The sequence below is a fragment of the Rhodococcus gannanensis genome, assembly GCF_042681175.1.
Lineage (GTDB): Bacteria > Actinomycetota > Actinomycetes > Mycobacteriales > Mycobacteriaceae > Rhodococcus_G > Rhodococcus_G gannanensis.
Window position 1 is genome coordinate 173,588 of the sequence record NZ_JBHUFB010000009.1, and the last position, 18,155, is coordinate 191,742.

Below are 18,155 nucleotides of genomic sequence, written 5' to 3' on the forward strand. Positions count from 1 at the left end.
ACCTCTCAGGTCGCTCGCCTACCATCGACACTCGTGCCCGACGCCCTGACAGACACCGCGCCCGCTCCCGCACCGGACCTGCGCGCGCAATACCGAACCGTTCGAATGATGGCGATCATCACAGGACTGCTCGGATTCGTTCTCGCCTTGGCGACCCCGTTCCTGCCGGTCAAGCAGACGGCGTCCGCCCTCAACTGGCCGCAGGGCGGCACCGTCGCCAGCGTCGACGCACCGCTGATGGCGCAGGTCCCGATCGACCTGACCGCCTCCATTCCGTGCCGGCTCGTCCAGGACCTGCCTGCGAGCGGCGGACTCCTCCTCGGGACGGCGCCGCCGCAGGGCAGCGGCGCACCGCTCAACGCGCTGCTCGTCCGTGTCACCGAGTCGAACGTCGACGTCCTCGACCGCAACGTCGTCGTCGCCGGCGCGCCGCGCGCCGACGTCGAGTCCGGCCGGTGCTCGGCGATCACCGTCACCTCCGACATCAACAGCACCACCGCGACCTTCGAAGGTCTGAGCGTCGACGGCAACCCCGTCACCGGCACCCTCACCGGCGATCTCCGGCCCCAGGTGGTCGGTGTCTACACCGACCTCCCCGACAGCGTGTCGGCCGCCGATCTGTCACTCAACGCGAACATCGACTCCCGCTTCTCGTCGTCACCCACCGTCTTCAAGCTCCTCGCGATGGTCTTCGCGATCCTGCTGACCATCGCCTCGCTCGTCGCGCTGCACCGCCTCGACGGCACCGACGGCCGCACCCACCGCCGGTTCTTCCCGAGCCACTGGTGGCGCCTGCGGCCCCTCGACGGCGTCATCGTTGGCGTCCTCGCGATCTGGCATTTCGTCGGCGCCAACACCTCCGACGACGGCTACCTGCTGACGATGGCCCGGGTCTCCGAGCACTCCGGCTACATGGCCAACTACTTCCGCTGGTTCGGCGTCCCCGAGGCACCGTTCGGCTGGTACTACGACGTCCTCGCCGCGATGGCGAAGATCTCCACCGCCAGCCCGTGGATGCGGCTGCCCGCCCTCATCGCAGGCATCCTGTGCTGGTTCGTCATCAGCCGTGAGGTGATCCCCCGCCTCGGTCGCGCCGTCCGGCTCAACCAGGCCGCAGTGTGGACCGGTGGCCTCGTGTTCCTCGCATTCTGGCTGCCCTACAACAACGGTCTGCGCCCCGAACCGATCGTGGCCCTCGGCGCGCTGCTGACGTGGTGCTCCGTCGAGCGGGCCATCGCCACCGGACGCCTGTTGCCCGCCGCGATCGCGGTCGTCATCGCCGCCTTCTCCCTGGGCGCGGCACCCACCGGCCTGATGTGTGTGGCCGCCCTGCTCGCCGGCGCGCGGCCGATGGTCCGGATCCTGGTCCGCAGGCACCGCAGCGTCGGCACGTGGCCCCTCGTCGCGCCGCTGCTCGCGTCCGGCGCCGTCGTCCTGGTCGCCGTGTTCGCCGACCAGACGTTCGCCGGTGTCCGCGAGGCCACCCGCGTGCGCACGCTCATCGGCCCCAACATGAGCTGGTACCAGGAGTTCCTGCGCTACTACTACCTGTTCGTGCAGACCGTGGACGGCTCCGTGGCCCGTCGCTTCGCGTTCCTGGTGATGATCCTGTGCCTGTTCACGACGCTGTTCGTGCTGCTGCGCCGCAAGCGGGTACCGGGCGCGGCCGTCGGCCCGTCGTGGCGACTGCTCGGCGTCGTGTTCGGAACGATCTTCTTCATGATGTTCAACCCCACCAAGTGGACCCACCACTTCGGTGCGTACGCGGGCATCGCCGGTTCCCTCGCCGCGCTCACCGCGGTCGCGGTGTCGGCGACGGCGCTGCGGTCACGGCGCAACCGCACGATGTTCGCCGCCGGACTGCTTCTGGTGCTGGCCTTCTCGTTCTCCGGCATCAACGGTTGGTGGTACGTCTCCAGCTACGGCATCCCATGGTTCGACAAGACGATCTCCCTCGCGGGCATCCAGGTGAACACCGTCATGCTCGTGTTCTTCCTGGCGGCGATCGTCCTCGTCGGCTGGCAGTACTTCCGTGAGGACTTCATCGGCAAGGAGGTGAAGGCGTCCGGCAAGCGGGGACGCCGGATCAAGGCGCTCGCCGCGATCCCGCTGACCGTCGTCGCGGCGCTGATGGTGATCTTCGAAGTGCTGTCGCTGGTGAAGGGCGCGGTCTCGCAGTACCCGGCGTACTCGCTGACCCGCTCGAACATCGACGCCGTCACCGGATCCCCGTGCGGCCTCGCCGACTACGTCCTCACCGAGGCCGACGCCAACACCGGCCGGCTGCAGCCCCTCCCCGGCTCCGCCGCGGACCCGCTCGGCGGCGACGACCCCGTCGGATTCAGCCCCAACGGTGTGCCGTCCGACCTGTCCGCCGACTACACCGAAGTCAAACCCGGACAGGCCAACACGGACGGTCAGTCCGTCGGCCCGAACTTCGTCGACGGCGCCAGCGCCGGAACCGAGGGCGGCACCGGAGCCCGCGGCGTCAACGGGTCCACGGTGAAGCTGCCGTTCGGCCTCGACCCGGCCACCACACCGGTGCTCGGCAGCTACCAGTCCGGCATGCAGGAACCCGCGTACCTGACATCCAGCTGGTACCAGCTGCCGCCGCGCAGCGACGCGTCCCCGCTCGTCGTCGTGTCCGCCGCCGGCCGCATCTGGTCCGAGAGCAAGGACGGCGAGGTCACCTACGGTCAGTCGCTGCGTCTCGAATACGGTCGCCGGGAAGCCGACGGCACCGTCACCGCCCTCGGCACCTACCTGCCCAAGGACACCGGACCTGCGCCGTCGTGGCGGAACCTGCGCATCCCGCTGGACGAACTGCCCGCCGACACCGACACCGTCCGCGTCGTCGCCAACGATCCGAACCTCACCGGCGACCAGTGGCTCGCGTTCACCCCGCCGCGGGTTCCGCAGCTGCAGACGCTGAACGACTACATCGGTTCCGAGCAGCCGGTGTTGCTGGACTGGGCTGTGGGACTGCAGTTCCCGTGCCAGCGTCCGTTCGACCACCTCTACGGTGTCGCCGAGGTCCCGGGCTTCCGCATCCTCCCGGACCGCCCGCTGGCCGTCAGCTCCACCGACACGTGGCAGGCAGGCGAAAACGGTGGCCCCCTCGGCTGGACCGAGATGATCGCCGAGCCGTCCACCGTCCCGACATACCTGCGTGACGACTGGGGCCGCGACTGGGGAGCCCTGGAGCGCTACACCCGCCACTTCCCCGACGCCACCGCGGCCACCATCGACACCGAAGAGGTGACGCGCTCCGGCTTCTGGAACCCCGGCATGATGCGCGTGTATCCGTAACACCTGTTGGGTTTCCCGAATGGCCCATTCGGTCGGTTGAACCGACCGAATGGGCCATTCGGGTAGGTGGGTGCAGAGCCGACCACAGTTCGTCCACAGGCCGACGTTCATCCACAGGCTGGGGAATTCCGGTCACCGAGCGGAGTACGGTGCGCGACCGACGCGGCATGCTCGCCACATGCAACGAGGAATCTGGGCAGACGATCTCGCTGTCCTCCAGGCCCATGCCGTGAACGGTGTGATCCGGTCCCACAAGCTCAAGGAGCTCGGGGTGGCACCCTCCACGATTTCTGCCCGGTGCCTAGAGGGCGGCACGTGGCAGCGAATTCTCCCCGGATTCGTGCTCCTTCACAACGGATTCCCGACGCAACTCGAACGCTCCACCGCCGCCCTGATGTACGGCGGCCCCGGCAGCATGCTGACCGGCCATGCCGCACTAGCGGCGCACGGACATCGCCGATCGGCATCGATGTCCGACGTGCATCTGCTGATACCCGCGGACACCAAGCGGACCTCGGCAGCCTTCGTCACCACGGAACGAACGTGGCGACCACCCGAACCCGTTGTCCGAGGCACACTTCGGTGCGCCCCGGTCACCAGGGCACTACTCGACGCGGCCAGGCGGACTCGTCGACGGGACGAGTGCCGCGCCCTCCTGAGCGGTGTCGTCCAGCGACGCGAAACATCAATGGAGGAACTGGCCATCGAACTGGCCGAGGGATCGAGCCATGGTTCGGCACTACCCCGGTCGGTACTCCGCGAACTCACCGGGGGCGCTCACTCCGTCGAAGAGGTGAAGGCGCAGAGGCTCTACCAGCAGAGCGGGCTTCCAGCGATGGTGCACAACGGAGTGCTCGAAACTCACGACGGGAAGTTCATCGCGGTTGCCGACGGCTGGATCGACGACGTCGCCATGGCCTGGGAGATCGACTCGCTGAGTCACCACTTCACAGTCCCGGATCACGAGGCAACCCTGGTTCGACGCGAGCACATGCAGGGTCACGGGATCATCGTCGTCACGCACCTGCCGCGCACGATCCGAGAGGAGCCGAAGCGGGTCCTACATCAGCTTCGTCAGAGCTACCGGCTCGCCCGATCACGCCCTCGGCCGGCGGTGCGGCTGCGCTCACCCGCATGACCCCACCCCACCAATACCGAATGGCCCATTTGGTCGGTTGAACCGACCAAATGGGCCATTCGGGAACACCAGCGATGCAGGGTCAGAGGGGCATCAGGTGATGCTTGCGGGGGTTCTTGTAGACCGTCTTGTCGCGGAGCAGGGTCAGCGCCTTGCGGATCTCGAGGCGGGTGGCGGACGGGTCGATGACGGCGTCCACGTAGCCGCGCTCGGCCGCGATGTACGGCGTCGCGACGTGCTCGTTGTAGAAGTTGATCAGCTGCGCGCGGACGGCGGCGGCGTTCTCGCCGGCGGCCTCGATCTGCCTGCGGCCGATGACGTTCACGGCACCCTCGGCGCCCATCACCGCGATGCGGGCGGTCGGCCACGCCAGGTTCACGTCGGCGCCGAGCTGCTTCGAGCCCATCACCGCGTACCCGCCGCCGTACGACTTGCGCACCACGACGGTCACCTTCGGGACGGTCGCCTCGACGTACGAGAACAGGAACCGGCCGCCGCGCTTGATGACGCCGACCTTCTCCTGGTCCACGCCGACGAGGAAGCCGGGTGTGTCGACGACGAACACCAGCGGAATGTTGTAGGCGTTGCAGACGCGGACGAAGTGCGCGGCCTTGTCGGACGCCTGGGCGTCGAGTGCGCCGGACAGGTGCAGCGGCTGGTTGGCGACGACACCGACCGGGCGACCGTCGACGCGGGCGAACCCGGTGATGACGTTCTGCGCTGTCTGGCTGCGGATCTCGAGGAAGTCGCCGTCGTCGAAGATCTTGAGCAGGACGTCGTGCATGTCGTAGCCGGCGTTGTCGGCGTCGGGCATGAACGTGTCCAGCGACCGGTCGTCCTCGGTGATCTCCGGTTCGAGACCCGGGTTGATGACCGGAGGTGTCTCGGTGCAGCTGGAGGGCATGTAGCTCAGGTACTGGCGCACCCACTCGAACGCGGCCTTCTCGTCGGCCGCGACGTGGTGAATGTTGCCGTACTCCACCTGGTTCCGGGCGCCGCCGAGCTCGTCGAGGCTGACGTCCTCACCGGTGACGGACTTGATGACGTCCGGGCCGGTGACGAACATGTACGACTCTTCGGTGGCGACGACGACGTCGGTGTTGATCGGCGCGTACACGGCACCGCCGGCGTTCTTGCCGAGCAGAACGGAGATCTGCGGGCACATGCCCGACAGCGGCTCCTGGCGACGGCCCATCTCCGCGTACCAGGCGAGCGAGGTGACGGCGTCCTGGATGCGGGCGCCGGCCGACTCGTTGATACCGACGACGGGGCAACCGATCTTGATGGCGAGGTCACCGATCGCCGCGACCTTGCGGCCGAAGATCTCACCGGCCGCGCCGCCGAACACGGTCTGGTCGTGGGCGAACACGCAGACCGGACGGCCGTCGACCAGTCCGTGACCGGTGACGACACCGTCGCCGTACGGGTTCGACGCGTCACCGGGCTGGCGGGCCAGCTGTCCGGTCTCGACGAAGGTGCCGGGATCGAGCAGCATGTCGATGCGCTCGCGCGGTGTCGGGAGACCCTTCTCCTTGCGTCGCGCGATGGCCTTCGGGTTGCCGGGAGCCTTGGAGGCCTCCAGCTTGACCTTCAGGTCGGACAGCTTGTCCGCGGTGGTGCTGCTCACTCAGTTGCTCCGGTTCTCGGCCTCGATGGCGGCCAGCTTCTTGGTCAGGTCGGCCCCCACCTTGGCGATGTACGGCTCATCCACGATCTGGATGTGGTCGCCACCGACGTGAATGATCTCGAGATTCTCGACGGCCTGCCCCCAGCCGCCGTCGGGGTTCCGGGTCCGGAACGCGGGCTCGAGGATCATCGCATCCTCGTGGTAGCTGTCCGCCATGTACAGGACCACGTCACCGTCGTAGGTGTCGATCTTCGCGGTCTGGATCGCCCGGTTGTCGAGCCACGACGTGCGCTGGTGCTCGATGATGCCGCCGGGAATGCTTGCGCCACTGGCCTTGAGCAGGTTCATCAGGATCGAGATCTGCTCTTCGTCGCTCGACGCGGCGGCCAGCTTGTCGTACGGCAGCGGCGCGTCGACGTTGTACGTTTTCTTCGCGAACGCCGCGTAACGCTGCCAGCGCTTCTTGATCTCCTCCGGGGTGTCCGGGACGTCCTCGCCCGCCATCACGGTGTCGATCAGCCCGACGATCCGGACGTCCTTGCCCTCCTCACGGAGCAGCTTCGCGACCGCGTAGGACAGGACGCCACCCAGGGACCAGCCGTACAGGACGTACGGTCCGTCGCCCTGGATCTCCTTGATGAGCGGGAGGTACTCCGCCGCCCGGACCTCGATCGGACCCTCGGTCCGCTCGAAGCCGTACATCGGAGTGCCCTCGGGAAGACGCTTGAGCAGCGGCTCGTACGCGACGGTGGATCCACCGGCCGGGTGGAACACGAAAACCGGCACGGCAGTGGAACCTTCGGGGCGTGCCCGCAGCGTGCGGACGAGCCCGTCGATCTTGCCTGCGTCCTCGAGGTGCGGGCGCACCTTCTCGGCGAGCTGCTCGATGGTCTCGCAGTCGAGGATGTCGTCGAAGCTCACCTCGCCGCCTGCTCGTTCGGTCAACCGGGCGGCCAGCTTCTCGGCGGTGACGTCGTCCAGGACGGGCAGGATGTTGAAGATGCCCTTCGCGGACTTGCCGGTCACGACCGCCCACGTCGCGAACGTCAGGCGTTCGGCGGCGTCACGCGGCGGGACGTTGACCTCCTCGTCGGACGCGTCGCCGACGGTCGGTGCGGCGTCGGCGACGATCTGCTCGGCCTCGGCGACCGGACTCGTGGTCTCGTCGTCGAGCACGGAATCGAGTGCGGAGGCGTCCTTCTCGGCCTGCTGCTGCGCCGCGAGCGCCTCGACCTCTTCGCGGTTTTCGACTGCGTAGCGCAGGTACTTCTCGACCTCGCGCAGGTTCGCGTCCTTGACGGCCTGCAGCTGCAGCTGCGGGATGTCGAACTCGTACTCGACGCGGTTCTTGATCCGCACCGCCATCAGCGAGTCCAGACCCAGCTCGATGAGCGGGATCTCGGCGGGCAGGTCCTCGACGGCGTAGCCCATCGACTCCGCGACGATCAGCGCGAGCCGATCCTCGAGCGTCTGGCTTCCGTTGGGATCCCATTTGTCGCCGAAGGATTCGACGACCTCGGGCAGCTCCTCCATCGGCGAGCTCGACCGCGCGACCGGAGCCGCGAGCACCAGCTCGGGCAGTGCCTCACCGGAGGTGACGACCGCGTCCAGCAGGAGCGTGAACTGCTGCCCCTTCTTGGAGTGCACCTGCAGCGAGCCACCACCGGGGTGGGGGCTCAGCGTGGTGGTCAACGTCCCCGATGTGGTCGGCTCGCCGTGCGGGACGGATGCGGTCAGCGTCACATCCGAAAGAACCTGGGCGGCAGCGGAAGTCACGAGCTCGTTCAGATCCGTGACGCCTGCTGCGGCAACCTCCCAGACATGCCTGCCGTCGGGGAGCGACACGTGCGAGCCGGGAGCACGACCGGCGCCCGATGCGCTGACCTGGATGTCGAGCCAGTACTCCTTGCGCTGGAAGGCCGTTCGCGGCGGGTTTGCGTATCCACCGGCGGGCAGCAGCGAAGCCAGGTTCACGGGTTGTCCGTGCACGTACAGCTGAGCGAGGGCGGTGAGGACGCCGACCTCCTCGTCCTCCTTGCGCTTGAGCGTGGGGATGAGCTGCGCGTCGTGCAGTCCGGCGTCGAATGCGGTGGCCGCCACCGACATCAGCGTCGCCGGGTTCGGGGCGAGCTCGACGAAGGTGGTGTGACCGGCCGTGACGGCCATGCGGACCGCGTTCGTGAAGTACACGCTGTGCCGCATGCCCTTGGTCCAGTACTCGACCGGGTGGATCGGGGCGTGGCCGGCGCGGTAGAACGTCTCCTTGTCGACGGACGAGTACAGCCCGACCGTCAGGGGATGCGGTTCGATGCCCGCGAGTTCCGCGGCGAGCTCGCCGAGGATCGGGTCGACCTGCGAGGTGTGGCTGGCGCCCTTCGTCTGAAGGATCCGGCCGAGCTTCTCCTCGGCCTCGGCGCGGGCGACGATCGCCTCGACCTCGGGCTGCGGGCCGCCGATGACGGTGTGTGTCGGTGCCGCGTACACACAGACCTCGAGGTGCGGGAAGTCGCCGAGTACGGCCTCGATCTCCGCCGCACTGTATTCGACGAGCGCCATCAGCCTGATGTCGTCGCCGACGAGCGCGGACTCGCCCTCGCCCATCAGCCGCGAGCGGGCGGTGATGACGCGGACGGCGTCCTCCAGCGACAGCCCACCGGTGACGTACGAGGCGGCGGCCTCGCCCATCGAGTGCCCGACGGCGGCCTCAGGTTCGGCGCCGTGGTGGCGCAGCAGTTCCGCGAGACCGATCTGGATGGCGAAGATGCCGACCTGCGAGGTCTCCACGTCGTAGTCGACGGCGTCGTCGAGGAACTTCTCGGCCATCTTGTAGCCGGCCTCGAACTCGATCAGCTCGTCGACCTTGTCGATCGCGGCGCGGAAGACGGCATTGTTCGTGTACAACTGCTTCGCCATCTTGCGGTGCTGCGACCCGAAGCCGGAGAACACCCAGACCGGGCCCTTGCCCGCGGGCGCGTCGGCCGAGAAGACACCCTGCGCGGGCTTGCCCGCGGCGACGGCACGCAGGCCGGTGATGGCCTCGGCGTGGGTGCGGGCGAGCACGACGGCGCGGGAACGGCCGTGGTTGCGCTTGGCCAGCGTGCGGGCGAGATCCTCCAGCGGCGTGGTGCTGCCGGCCTCGGTCTCGAGCCAGTCGGCGAGATCGGACGCGGCGCGCCGCCGACGCGACGGCATCGACGCGGACACCGGCAGCAGCACGGGCAGCGGCTCGTCGCGCTCCGGCTCGACCACTGCCGGGGCGTCGACGCCCATCGACTCGGCCGCCTCCGCCAGCACGCCCGCGGCCTCGGTCTCGACGTCGAGGTCCTCGGACTGTGCGTGATTCTCACCCTCGGTGAGGTGAAGATCACGCACAGGCGCGTACTCGCGCACGACGACGTGCGCGTTGGTGCCGCCGAAGCCGAAACCGGAGACGCCTGCGACGGCGCGGCCGGTGTAGCGCGGCCAGTCGGTGGCCTCCGGGATCACCTGCAGGTGAGTGCCGTCGAAGTCGATGTACGGGTTCGGTCCCGCGTAGTTCAGCGACGGCGGAAGCTTGTCCTCCTGCATCGCGAGGACGACCTTGATCAGGCCCGCGGCACCGGCGGCCGACTCGAGGTGACCGAAGTTCGTCTTCGCGGAGCCCAGCAGGGCCGGCTTGTCGGCGTCACGGCCACGGCCGACGACGCGACCCAGCGCGTCCGCCTCGATCGGGTCGCCGAGGATGGTTCCGGTGCCGTGCGCCTCGATGTAGTCCACGCCGGACGGGACGATGCCCGCGTCCCGGTAGGCGGCGCGCAGCACGTCGGCCTGCGCGTCCGGGTTCGGCGCAAGCATGCCGTTGGAGCGGCCGTCCTGGTTGACCGCGGAACCGGCGATCACGGCGAGAACCGTGTCACCGTCGCGCTCGGCGTCCTCGAGCCGCTTGAGCGCGACGAGTCCGCCGCCCTCGGCGCGCACGATGCCGTTCGCGTCCGACGAGAAGGCCTTGATCCTGCCGTCCTCGGTGAGCACACCCGTCTCGTCGAAACCGAGGGTCGCAGCGGGCGCGACGAGCATGTTGACGCCGCCGGCCAGCGCGAGATCGGACTCGCCGGACCGCAGCGAGCGGACCGCCTGGTGCACGGCGACCAGCGACGACGAGCACGCGGTGTCCAGGGAGATGGACGGGCCGCGGAAGTCGTAGAAGTACGAGACACGGTTCGCGACGATCGACGTCGACGTGCCGGTGAGCGCGTACGGGTGCGCCTCGACGGGGTCGCTGACCGCGAGCAGCTGGTAGTCGTTCGCGGAGCTGCCGATGAAGACGCCGACCTGCTCACCCTTGAGCTCGTTGGCCGGGATGTGGGCGTGCTCGAGCGCCTCCCACGCCAGCTCCAGCGCGAGACGCTGCTGCGGGTCGACGTTGCGGACCTCCAACGGCGACATCGCGAAGAACTCGGCGTCGAAACCCTTGACGTCGTCGAGGTAGCCGCCCTTGGTGTTGGCCTTCTCGATCGCCGCGGCGATCTGCGGGTCGGCGGCGAACTCGGACCAGCGGCCGTCGGGCAGGTTCGTGACGGCGTCGCGGCCCTCGATCAGCAGGCGCCACATCTCGTCGGGGGTGTGGCCGGCCCCCGGGAAACGGGAGGACATGCCGACGATGGCGATGTCGTGGGACTGCGAGGTGTCCTTGACCGTGTAGTACGCGTCGTCGGTCCCCGCGGGCAGCTCCGGCTCGCCCTCGATGATCCGGGTCGCGAGCGAGGCGATCGTCGGATGCTGGTAGGCGATCGTCGCGTTCAGCGTGACGCCGAGCAGGTCCTCGACCTCGCCGGACAGTGCCACGGCGTCACGGGACGACAGGCCGAACTCTTCCATGGGGCGATCGTCGGAGATCTGCTCCACCGGCTGCCCGGTAACCCCGGCAACCCAGTTGCGAAGCCATTCGCGCAGCTGCGCGACAGTCATCTCAGTTTCAGCCATCAGTGCACCACGCTACTCGTCGTCGGAGGTCTCGTCGGGGACGTAGTCGATCTCAGACGGTGTCCGGGAACGCTGTCTGCTGGTAGCCGCCACGGAGGGTGCCCTCGATGTACGCCGCCTTGCAGGCGCGGCGCGCGATCTTGCCGCTGGAGGTACGCGGGATCGACCCGGCGGGCACCAGCAGCACGTCGCGGGCGGTGACGCCGTGGCGTGCGGAGATCGCGGCGCGGACCGCGTCGGCGATCGGAGCCGGATCGGCCTTGCCCGCACCGGGCGCACGCTCGGCGACGACGACGAGCTGCTCGGAGCCGTCCTCGGGATCGAAGGTCAGGCCCGACCCGAACTCGAAGACCTCCTTGGGCAGCTGGTTCGCGGGCACCGCGAACGCAGCCACGAATCCCGGGCGCAGGGCCGTGCTGGCCTCCTGCGCGGAGAACTCGAGATCCTGCGGGTAGTGGTTGCGGCCGTCGACGATCACCAGGTCCTTGACCCGGCCGGTGATGTACAGCTCGCTGTCGACGTAGACGCCGTAGTCGCCGGTGCGCATCCAGTTCGCGTCGTCGGGCGCGCCGGCGGTCTTGCTGCCGTCGGCCTGCCGCGACGTGATCCGGTTGTGGAACGTCTGCGCGGTCTCGTCGTCGCGGCCCCAGTAGCCCTGGCCCATGTTGTTGCCGTGCAGCCAGATCTCGCCGACGTGGTCGTCGGGCATCTCGGCGCCGGTCTCGGGATCGACGATCGCGGCCCACTGGCTGCGAGCGACGTGGCCGCAGGACACCTGCGCGATGGCGTTCGGGGCGTCCTGGGCGACCTTGACCATCCGGCCCTGGTTGAGCTGGTCGCGGTCGACGTAGATGACGCGGGCCTCGTCGGCCTGGTCGGTGGTGGAGACGAACAGCGTCGCCTCGGCCATGCCGTAGGACGGCTTGATCGCGGTCTTCGGCAGTCCGTACGGCGCGAACGCCTCGTTGAACTTGCGCATCGAGGTGGTGGTGACCGGCTCGGACCCGTTGATGAGGCCGATGACGTTGGACAGGTCCAGCGTCTCGCCGTTCTTCGGCACGCCGCGGGCGGCGGCGTGCTCGAACGCGAAGTTCGGGGCCGCGGCGAAGGTGCCCGCGCCGTCGGAGACCGCGGCCAGCTCCTTGATCCAGCGGTACGGGCGGGCGACGAACGCCCGCGGGCTCATGATGGTGATGTACTTGCCGCCCAGCGCAGGCAGAATCACCGTCAGCAGGCCCATGTCGTGGAAGAGCGGCAGCCAGGTCACACCGCGGGACTCGGTGCTCAGACCGATCGCGTCGGCCATCTGCACCGCGTTGGTGCCGACGGCGAGGTGAGTGATCTCCACGCCTGCCGGGGTGCGGGTCGAGCCGGAGGTGTACTGCAGGTACGCGATGTCCTCGAGCTTCGGCTCCGGGTGGACCCAGGTCTCGCCGACGGTGTCCGGGATGGCGTCGACCGCGATGATGCGGGGACGCTGCGCGGCGGGCAGCGAACGGAACAGCTGACGGACACCGGCCGCGGAATCCGTGGCGGTGAGGATGGCGGTGGGCTCGCAGTCGCCGAGGACGGCATGCAGCCGGTCGGTGTGACCGGGCTCGTCCGGATCGAACAGCGGCACCGCGATGGTGCCCGCGTGGATGGCGGCGAAGAACGAGATGACGTAGTCGAGGCCCTGGGGCGCGAGCACGGCGACACGGTCGCCGGGCTTGGTCACCTGCTGCAGCCGGGCCGCCACGGCACGCAGCCGGACACCGAACTGGTTCCAGGTGAGCTCGTGCGCCTCACCGTCCCGTGCGGAGGAGTAGTCGATGTAGCGGTATGCCAGATCGTCGGCATTCTCCCGGGAATGCTGCTCGACATAGTCGACGAGGGTGTTCCCGGGCTGCAACTGGATGTGCCCGCTCTCGTCGATGTAGTCATCGAAGTTCTTCATACCTTCTCCTCCAAGGCAAGCCCTCGACGCCTGTTCCTGCACCGGCGGGCCCCAACTCCTGCTCCCGCGGGAATCATGCAAACAATGTCTAGTGGCAACATGCAGATCTCGTATCGGTAACGAACTGCTTCGCATCCCAAACCAACAGGATGTTACAGAAACCTTGCCCGTCATTCACCCTTGAGCAGGGCGATCACGGGGGCGAAGGCCTCCATCTGGGTCGGGAAGATGCCCACGTACGACATCGACGTCCGGTCCCGAACTTTCCTTATCTGATCGGCGATTTCGTCGTACGTCCCGATCGCCAGGTAAGGCGAGTCGAGGATGTCCTGAACCGTCAGCGTGACGTCCGCCTCAATGTTCGGCGGATACCCGTTGGAGATCGCCCCGAGCGCCATCTCGGCCATCGCCTCACGATCGTCGGTCGGCATGACGGCGGTGATCGTCCAGTTCAGCTCGATGTCGCCGAACCGGTCACCGGCGGCCTCCCGGATGCCGTCGACGCGTGCCGCCGTGGCCTCCATCGTGATCCCGGAGAGCAGCATCTTGCCTTCCTTCGTCGAGGGCGGCGCGACGGACACGATGTCGGCGTACTTCGCCGCCAGCGCCAGCATCTTCGGTCCCCCGCCACCGACGGCGATCGGCGGGCGCGGCCCCTGACGGGGACGCGGGCTGCCCTTGAGCCCCGAGATCTTGTAGTACTCGCCGTCGAAGTTGCATTCCTGACCACGCAGCAGCGTGTCGAGGATCTGCAGCGACTCCTCGAGCTTGGCGATCCGGGCGCCGGGACGTTCGTAGTCGATGCCCGCCTGGTCGAACTCGTCCTTCATCCACCCCGCACCGATACCGAGCTCCAGCCGTCCACCGGAGAGCACGTCGATGGTGGTGGCGTCCTTCGCGAGGATCGCAGGATGCCGAAAACCGTTGGCCAGCACCGCAGTTCCGATGCGGATCTTGTCCGTTGCCACGGCGAGCGCGCCCAGCGCGGCAATCGGTCCGACCTGGTTCCCGACGTGGTCGGGAATCATGAAGCTGTCGTATCCGAGTTCCTCGGCCTTCTGGGCCAGCTTGACGAAGCGCCGGGCCCCGCCTTCCTCGGCGTTGCCCTCGCCACCGGCTGCGAACCGGAACTTGCGCGGCGCGGGCGCGTCGGCGGAACTCATCTATCACTTCTCCTGGTGGCGGGCAGCGTTGAATCGGCAGGTAGCCGGTTGTCCACTCTATCGGTTGGACGCGGCCTCCCATATTCCTGCTCAGAGTCTCGGCTACTCATGGGCAGGGGTGGGCGCAGACCGAACCTTGTCGGCCGCCCAGTTTGTCATCCACTGAGTGGCGGTGGTGCCGTTTCCATCAACACTGAAGCTGTTGTACATGGCATGCACAGGATTGTTGACGTACTCCAGGAGACGAGACGCGCTCCCCAGCAGATTGCCAGGCTTGAAGGCACCCGCCGGGGCGTCACAGATGCCGTCCGTGGGCGCGCAGATCTGCACGACGCGGTCCGCGACGTCTCCGAATCCACCCGGCCTTGCACCGGTCATGGTGATGCCCGGCAGCTTGACACCGGCCAACGCGACCTCGGCACCGACACCGGCGACGGGCGGACCAACGTCCTCGGCTGCCGCTGGATCCCGTCGACCGTCCGCGATGAGCCCAGCCCCCAACAGAAGGTCGGCAGGGACGGGCCCGTTGCCCGCTCCGATGCTCGCCGCTAGGTCGCCGGCGATGACGGCGCCCTGCGAGAACCCGGTGAGCACGTAGCTCGTCAACGGGCACTCGGCGTGCATACCCGCCATCACCTCGGTCGCCTTCGCGGTGCCCTCACCGCGACTGACGTTGTACGACGCCTGACCGTCCGGCGGCAGCGCCACCGGATTCGAGAACTGGGCCACGTACGGCACCGTGTACACCTGGGCCCGGTCCGACCCGAACTGGGCCTGCAGCGGCCTCGTGACGTTGAGCATCAGCGACGCCGGGTTCGCCGTCGGATCGAACGGGTCGTCTGTGGCGCTCGACTCCCAGGTGCCCGGGATGGCGACCACCTGGACGTCCGGGCAGCTCGCCGGCTGGGCCGACGGGCGCTCCGGCGACGGCGGCGTCACCGGTGGCTTCGGCACCCGGCCGGCCAGCAGGAACCACGCCACCAGCGCGACGAGCGCGACAAGCAGCAGGACGATCAGCACCAGCAACGTCCGCAGCAGGCGCCGTCCCCGACTCTTCCGTGCAGCCATCGGTTACGAGCAGTAGTTCGCGGTCGCGGCGTCGATGTACACCTGTGCCATCCGGGCCGCGTCCGCCTCGGACGGCGATCCGCCCGACAGCCCGGCCTCGACCCCGGCCATGCCGGTCACGTACGCGAGGATCTCCTCGTTCGCGACGCCACTCGCCTTGGCCGAGCAGATGTAGTTCGCGGTGGAGATCGCGATGTCACCCGTGCCTGCGGGCGTGACGCCACCCTTCGCCAGCGCGTCCAGGTAGGCCTGCCCACGTGCGTCGATCGGGGGCGCCTCGGTCGGGCCGGGGAAGCCGCTCGGGACGGCCTGCGGGGTCTCCGGCGGGGCGGTCGCCGCCACCGACGGAGTCGTGTACTCGGGCACCTCGATGCCCGTCGCCAGCGGGGGCGCGGTCGGCGAACCGGAGCCCGCGGCCGTCGTCAGGGTCGGCGTGTTCGACGCCGTGGAGTCGTCACTGCCGCATCCGGCGAGGACGCCTGCCGACACCAGCGCGAGTGCGCCTACGGCGAGCACTCGGGTGAGCGGGGAACGAGAAGAAACGAGCATGTGTGTCACAGTCCTCTTCGGTCATCGGCGGAACGTCCCGCCGCGACTGGGTCCACGTCCGCGGACGAGCCGTCCGCGGTGATCGGTGTCGAGGGTACCGACGCGAGTCGGGCCGGGTTCGCGGCGCGAACCCGGCCCGCCACGTCGCACGACTACGCGACCTGGATGTTTCCACCCTTCACGGTGATGGTGCCGAACTGGAAGTTCTGCCGGACACCACCCTCGAAGGCGTATTCGTCACTGATCGGGTAGCCCAGGCGGCCACCCTCGTAGCCCTGACGTCCCCACTCCTCGAAGATCGCCCCGTGCTTGATCGACCAGGCGCCGCTGGCCGGGCTCCAGTAGATGTTGCCGCCCTCGAACTCGTTGAAGCGACCGTTGTCACGGATCGGCCCACGCTCGCTGGACCGCGGGAAGCCGAGCCAGCTGTTCTCGTAGCCCATCTCGCCGTACTTGCCCATGATCAGGCCCTGCACGCCGTTGGCGCCCGTGGTGGGACTCCAGTAGATGGCTCCGATCTCGAAGCCCTGCACGGCGCCGTCCTTCGACGGGGTGTTGATCTCGTCACCGACGGGGTAGCCGAGCGGACCCGTCTCCCAGCCCTGCGACGACCACAGGTCCCGGATCGCGCCGCGCACCGAATGCGCACCGGTCTGCGGGGTCCAGTAGATCGACCCGGACTGGAAGTGGTTGCCGCGACCGCGGCCGTCGGGGGTGCCGAACTCGCTGGTGGTCGGCAGGCCGAGCGGACCGGACGGGCCGCCCATCGCCTGGTACTCGCCGCCGATCATGCCGGTCACGACCTGGGCACCGGTGCCACCGGACCAGAAGATCCGCCCGTTGCGGAAGTCCTGGGCCAGGCCGCCCGCGACGGCGTACTCGCCGGTGACACAGCCCCCGAGCCACGGGTTCGCGTTCGCCATCGCACCGATGTCACCGCCCAGCCCGCACGCGGGTGCAGACACGGCGACACCGAGTGCGTTGGCGACCTGCGGCCACGCCTGGTGCATCTCGAACTGCCAGTACGGCCACGAGTGCGTGCCGGACGGCCGGTAGTTGACCTGCGCCGGGATGCCGAGCTTGTTCAGCTTGGTCGCGAACGACTGCGAGGTCAGCCGGGACAGGATCTCCAGACCCATGCCCGCGTAGTTGGTGGAGACGCCGGGGATGCCGGACGGCTGGTCGTACGGGCCGGTCATGCCGCTGCCACTGGAGATGTAGAGGCTGGTGCCCTTGAGGTTCTCCGCCTGGATGTACGGGTCGTGCGCGGCCCACAGCGCGTTGCTCGGCTGACCCCACATCTTCGTGACGTTGTAGCCGCCCGCGTCCTGCATCGCGTACTGCAGTGCCTGCGGCATGCCGAGGGACGTGGTGCTCAGGTAACCGGAGAACGAACCGGCGAACTGGAAGAAGCCGGGGTTGCGAGCCGCGAGGAACATCGCGGAGGTGCCACCCATCGACAGGCCGATCACGCCTCGGGTGCTGGTGGTGCGCATGCTGTTCTCGAGAACCGGCGGCAGTTCCTTCGTGAGGAACGTCTCCAGTTGGTAGAACTTGCCGTTGTCGGCCTCGAGCCAGTCGGAGTAGAAGCTGGACTGACCGCCGACCGGGAGGATCACGTTGACGTTCTTGTCGGCGTAGAAGCTCGCCGCGTCCGTCTCGATGGTCCAGCCGCTCTCGTCGTCACGTGCCCGCAGACCGTCGAGCATGTAGAGCGCCGGGAAGGTCGCGCCGGGGTTGGAGTTCCAGTCCCGGGCCAGCAGGACCTGCACCTGGAAGGGCGCACCCATCGCAGCGGAGTCGACCCACAGCGCCACGCGCCGGTCACTGATCCACTGCACCTTCGAGACGCCGGGGATCGACCGGCTCGGTGCTGCGGCGGACCGGGCCGAGATGACGGGGGCGGGTGCCGGCGCGGCGGACGTGGTCGTCGGCGCGACGGTCGTGGTCGGCGCGACGGTGGTGGTCGCGGCGACGGTCGTCTTGGGTACCGCCGAGGGCGTGGTCGACGCGCACGTCGTGGTGGTCGCGGCCGCGGTCGACGTGGACGTCGCCGAGGGCGTCGTCGACGCGCAGGCGGGGTCGGTCGTCGTGGCCTTCGGCGCGACCGTCTCCTGGATGTCGCCGGGGGACTGCCGGCCGGCCGGGTTGGGAGTCGCCGTCGCCGAGACCGCCGTGCTGGTCGCCGGCTGAGCGGCGGCGAAGCCCGCCGTGCCGAGACCCGCGGCGGTCGGCAGCACGAGCGCGGCGGCCAGCAGCGCAATCGCACGGCCCTTGCGGTCGTGCGCCCGGACACTGCTCTGGAACCGGCTGCGGCCGATTCGGCGGACACCCGATCTTCTCGATGCTGGTCGCATGTGAGGTGACTCCTGTTTCTTTCTGTCGGCCGGTCTGCCACCCGGC

9 protein-coding genes are annotated in these 18,155 nt (G+C 68.6%); 2 read left to right on the plus strand and 7 right to left on the minus strand.

Annotated features, from left to right (window positions below; genetic code table 11):
* Positions 1 to 33 precede the first annotated feature (33 nt).
* Together ACFSJG_RS07605 and ACFSJG_RS07610 are read left to right on the plus strand one after the other, a co-directional pair.
* A complete protein-coding gene (locus ACFSJG_RS07605) occupies positions 34 to 3,309 on the plus strand; it encodes an arabinosyltransferase domain-containing protein (protein WP_378484594.1) in 3,276 nt (1,091 codons plus the stop codon).
* Positions 3,310 to 3,487: 178 nt separating this feature from the next.
* Complete coding sequence (locus tag ACFSJG_RS07610) at positions 3,488 to 4,447, plus strand: hypothetical protein (protein WP_378484595.1); 960 nt, start codon at positions 3,488 to 3,490, stop codon at positions 4,445 to 4,447.
* Positions 4,448 to 4,529: 82 nt separating this feature from the next.
* Here ACFSJG_RS07610 and ACFSJG_RS07615 read toward each other — a convergent pair whose 3' ends face one another.
* The 7 genes from ACFSJG_RS07615 to ACFSJG_RS07645 all read right to left on the minus strand — a co-directional run bounded on the left by ACFSJG_RS07615 (position 4,530) and on the right by ACFSJG_RS07645 (position 18,109).
* Positions 4,530 to 6,074, minus strand: a complete 1,545-nt coding sequence (locus tag ACFSJG_RS07615) for an acyl-CoA carboxylase subunit beta (protein WP_378484596.1) — start codon at positions 6,072 to 6,074, stop codon at positions 4,530 to 4,532.
* The gene (gene pks13 / locus ACFSJG_RS07620; protein WP_378485252.1) at positions 6,075 to 11,021 is read right to left on the minus strand and encodes a polyketide synthase Pks13; all 4,947 of its coding nucleotides are present in this window, start codon (positions 11,019 to 11,021) and stop codon (positions 6,075 to 6,077) included.
* Positions 11,022 to 11,088: 67 nt separating this feature from the next.
* Positions 11,089 to 12,972, minus strand: a complete 1,884-nt coding sequence (gene fadD32 / locus ACFSJG_RS07625; protein ID WP_378484597.1) for a long-chain-fatty-acid--AMP ligase FadD32 — start codon at positions 12,970 to 12,972, stop codon at positions 11,089 to 11,091.
* 170 nt (positions 12,973 to 13,142) lie between these two features.
* Positions 13,143 to 14,135, minus strand: coding sequence for an LLM class F420-dependent oxidoreductase (locus tag ACFSJG_RS07630; RefSeq protein WP_378484598.1), 993 nt, complete (start codon positions 14,133 to 14,135; stop codon positions 13,143 to 13,145).
* A 102-nt stretch (positions 14,136 to 14,237) separates the two neighbouring features.
* Positions 14,238 to 15,203 (minus strand): cutinase family protein, encoded by a 966-nt coding sequence (locus ACFSJG_RS07635; RefSeq protein ID WP_378484599.1) that lies wholly within the window; start codon positions 15,201 to 15,203, stop codon positions 14,238 to 14,240.
* 3 nt (positions 15,204 to 15,206) lie between these two features.
* Positions 15,207 to 15,752 (minus strand): DUF732 domain-containing protein, encoded by a 546-nt coding sequence (locus ACFSJG_RS07640; protein WP_378484600.1) that lies wholly within the window; start codon positions 15,750 to 15,752, stop codon positions 15,207 to 15,209.
* Positions 15,753 to 15,904: 152 nt separating this feature from the next.
* A complete protein-coding gene (locus tag ACFSJG_RS07645; protein ID WP_378484601.1) occupies positions 15,905 to 18,109 on the minus strand; it encodes an alpha/beta hydrolase-fold protein in 2,205 nt (734 codons plus the stop codon).
* Between the last annotated feature and the right edge of the window lie 46 nt (positions 18,110 to 18,155).

Excerpts from the sequence above, each read along its gene's own strand:
- ACFSJG_RS07645 (WP_378484601.1), bottom strand. The coding sequence starts at position 18,109 with ATGCGACCAGCATCGAGAAGATCGGGTGTCCGCCGAATCGGCCGCAGC.
- ACFSJG_RS07630 (WP_378484598.1), bottom strand. The coding sequence starts at position 14,135 with ATGAGTTCCGCCGACGCGCCCGCGCCGCGCAAGTTCCGGTTCGCAGCC.
- ACFSJG_RS07640 (WP_378484600.1), bottom strand. The coding sequence starts at position 15,752 with ATGCTCGTTTCTTCTCGTTCCCCGCTCACCCGAGTGCTCGCCGTAGGC.
- fadD32 (WP_378484597.1), bottom strand. The coding sequence starts at position 12,972 with ATGAAGAACTTCGATGACTACATCGACGAGAGCGGGCACATCCAGTTG.
- ACFSJG_RS07635 (WP_378484599.1), bottom strand. The coding sequence starts at position 15,203 with ATGGCTGCACGGAAGAGTCGGGGACGGCGCCTGCTGCGGACGTTGCTG.
- pks13 (WP_378485252.1), bottom strand. The coding sequence starts at position 11,021 with ATGACTGTCGCGCAGCTGCGCGAATGGCTTCGCAACTGGGTTGCCGGG.
- ACFSJG_RS07610 (WP_378484595.1), top strand. The coding sequence starts at position 3,488 with ATGCAACGAGGAATCTGGGCAGACGATCTCGCTGTCCTCCAGGCCCAT.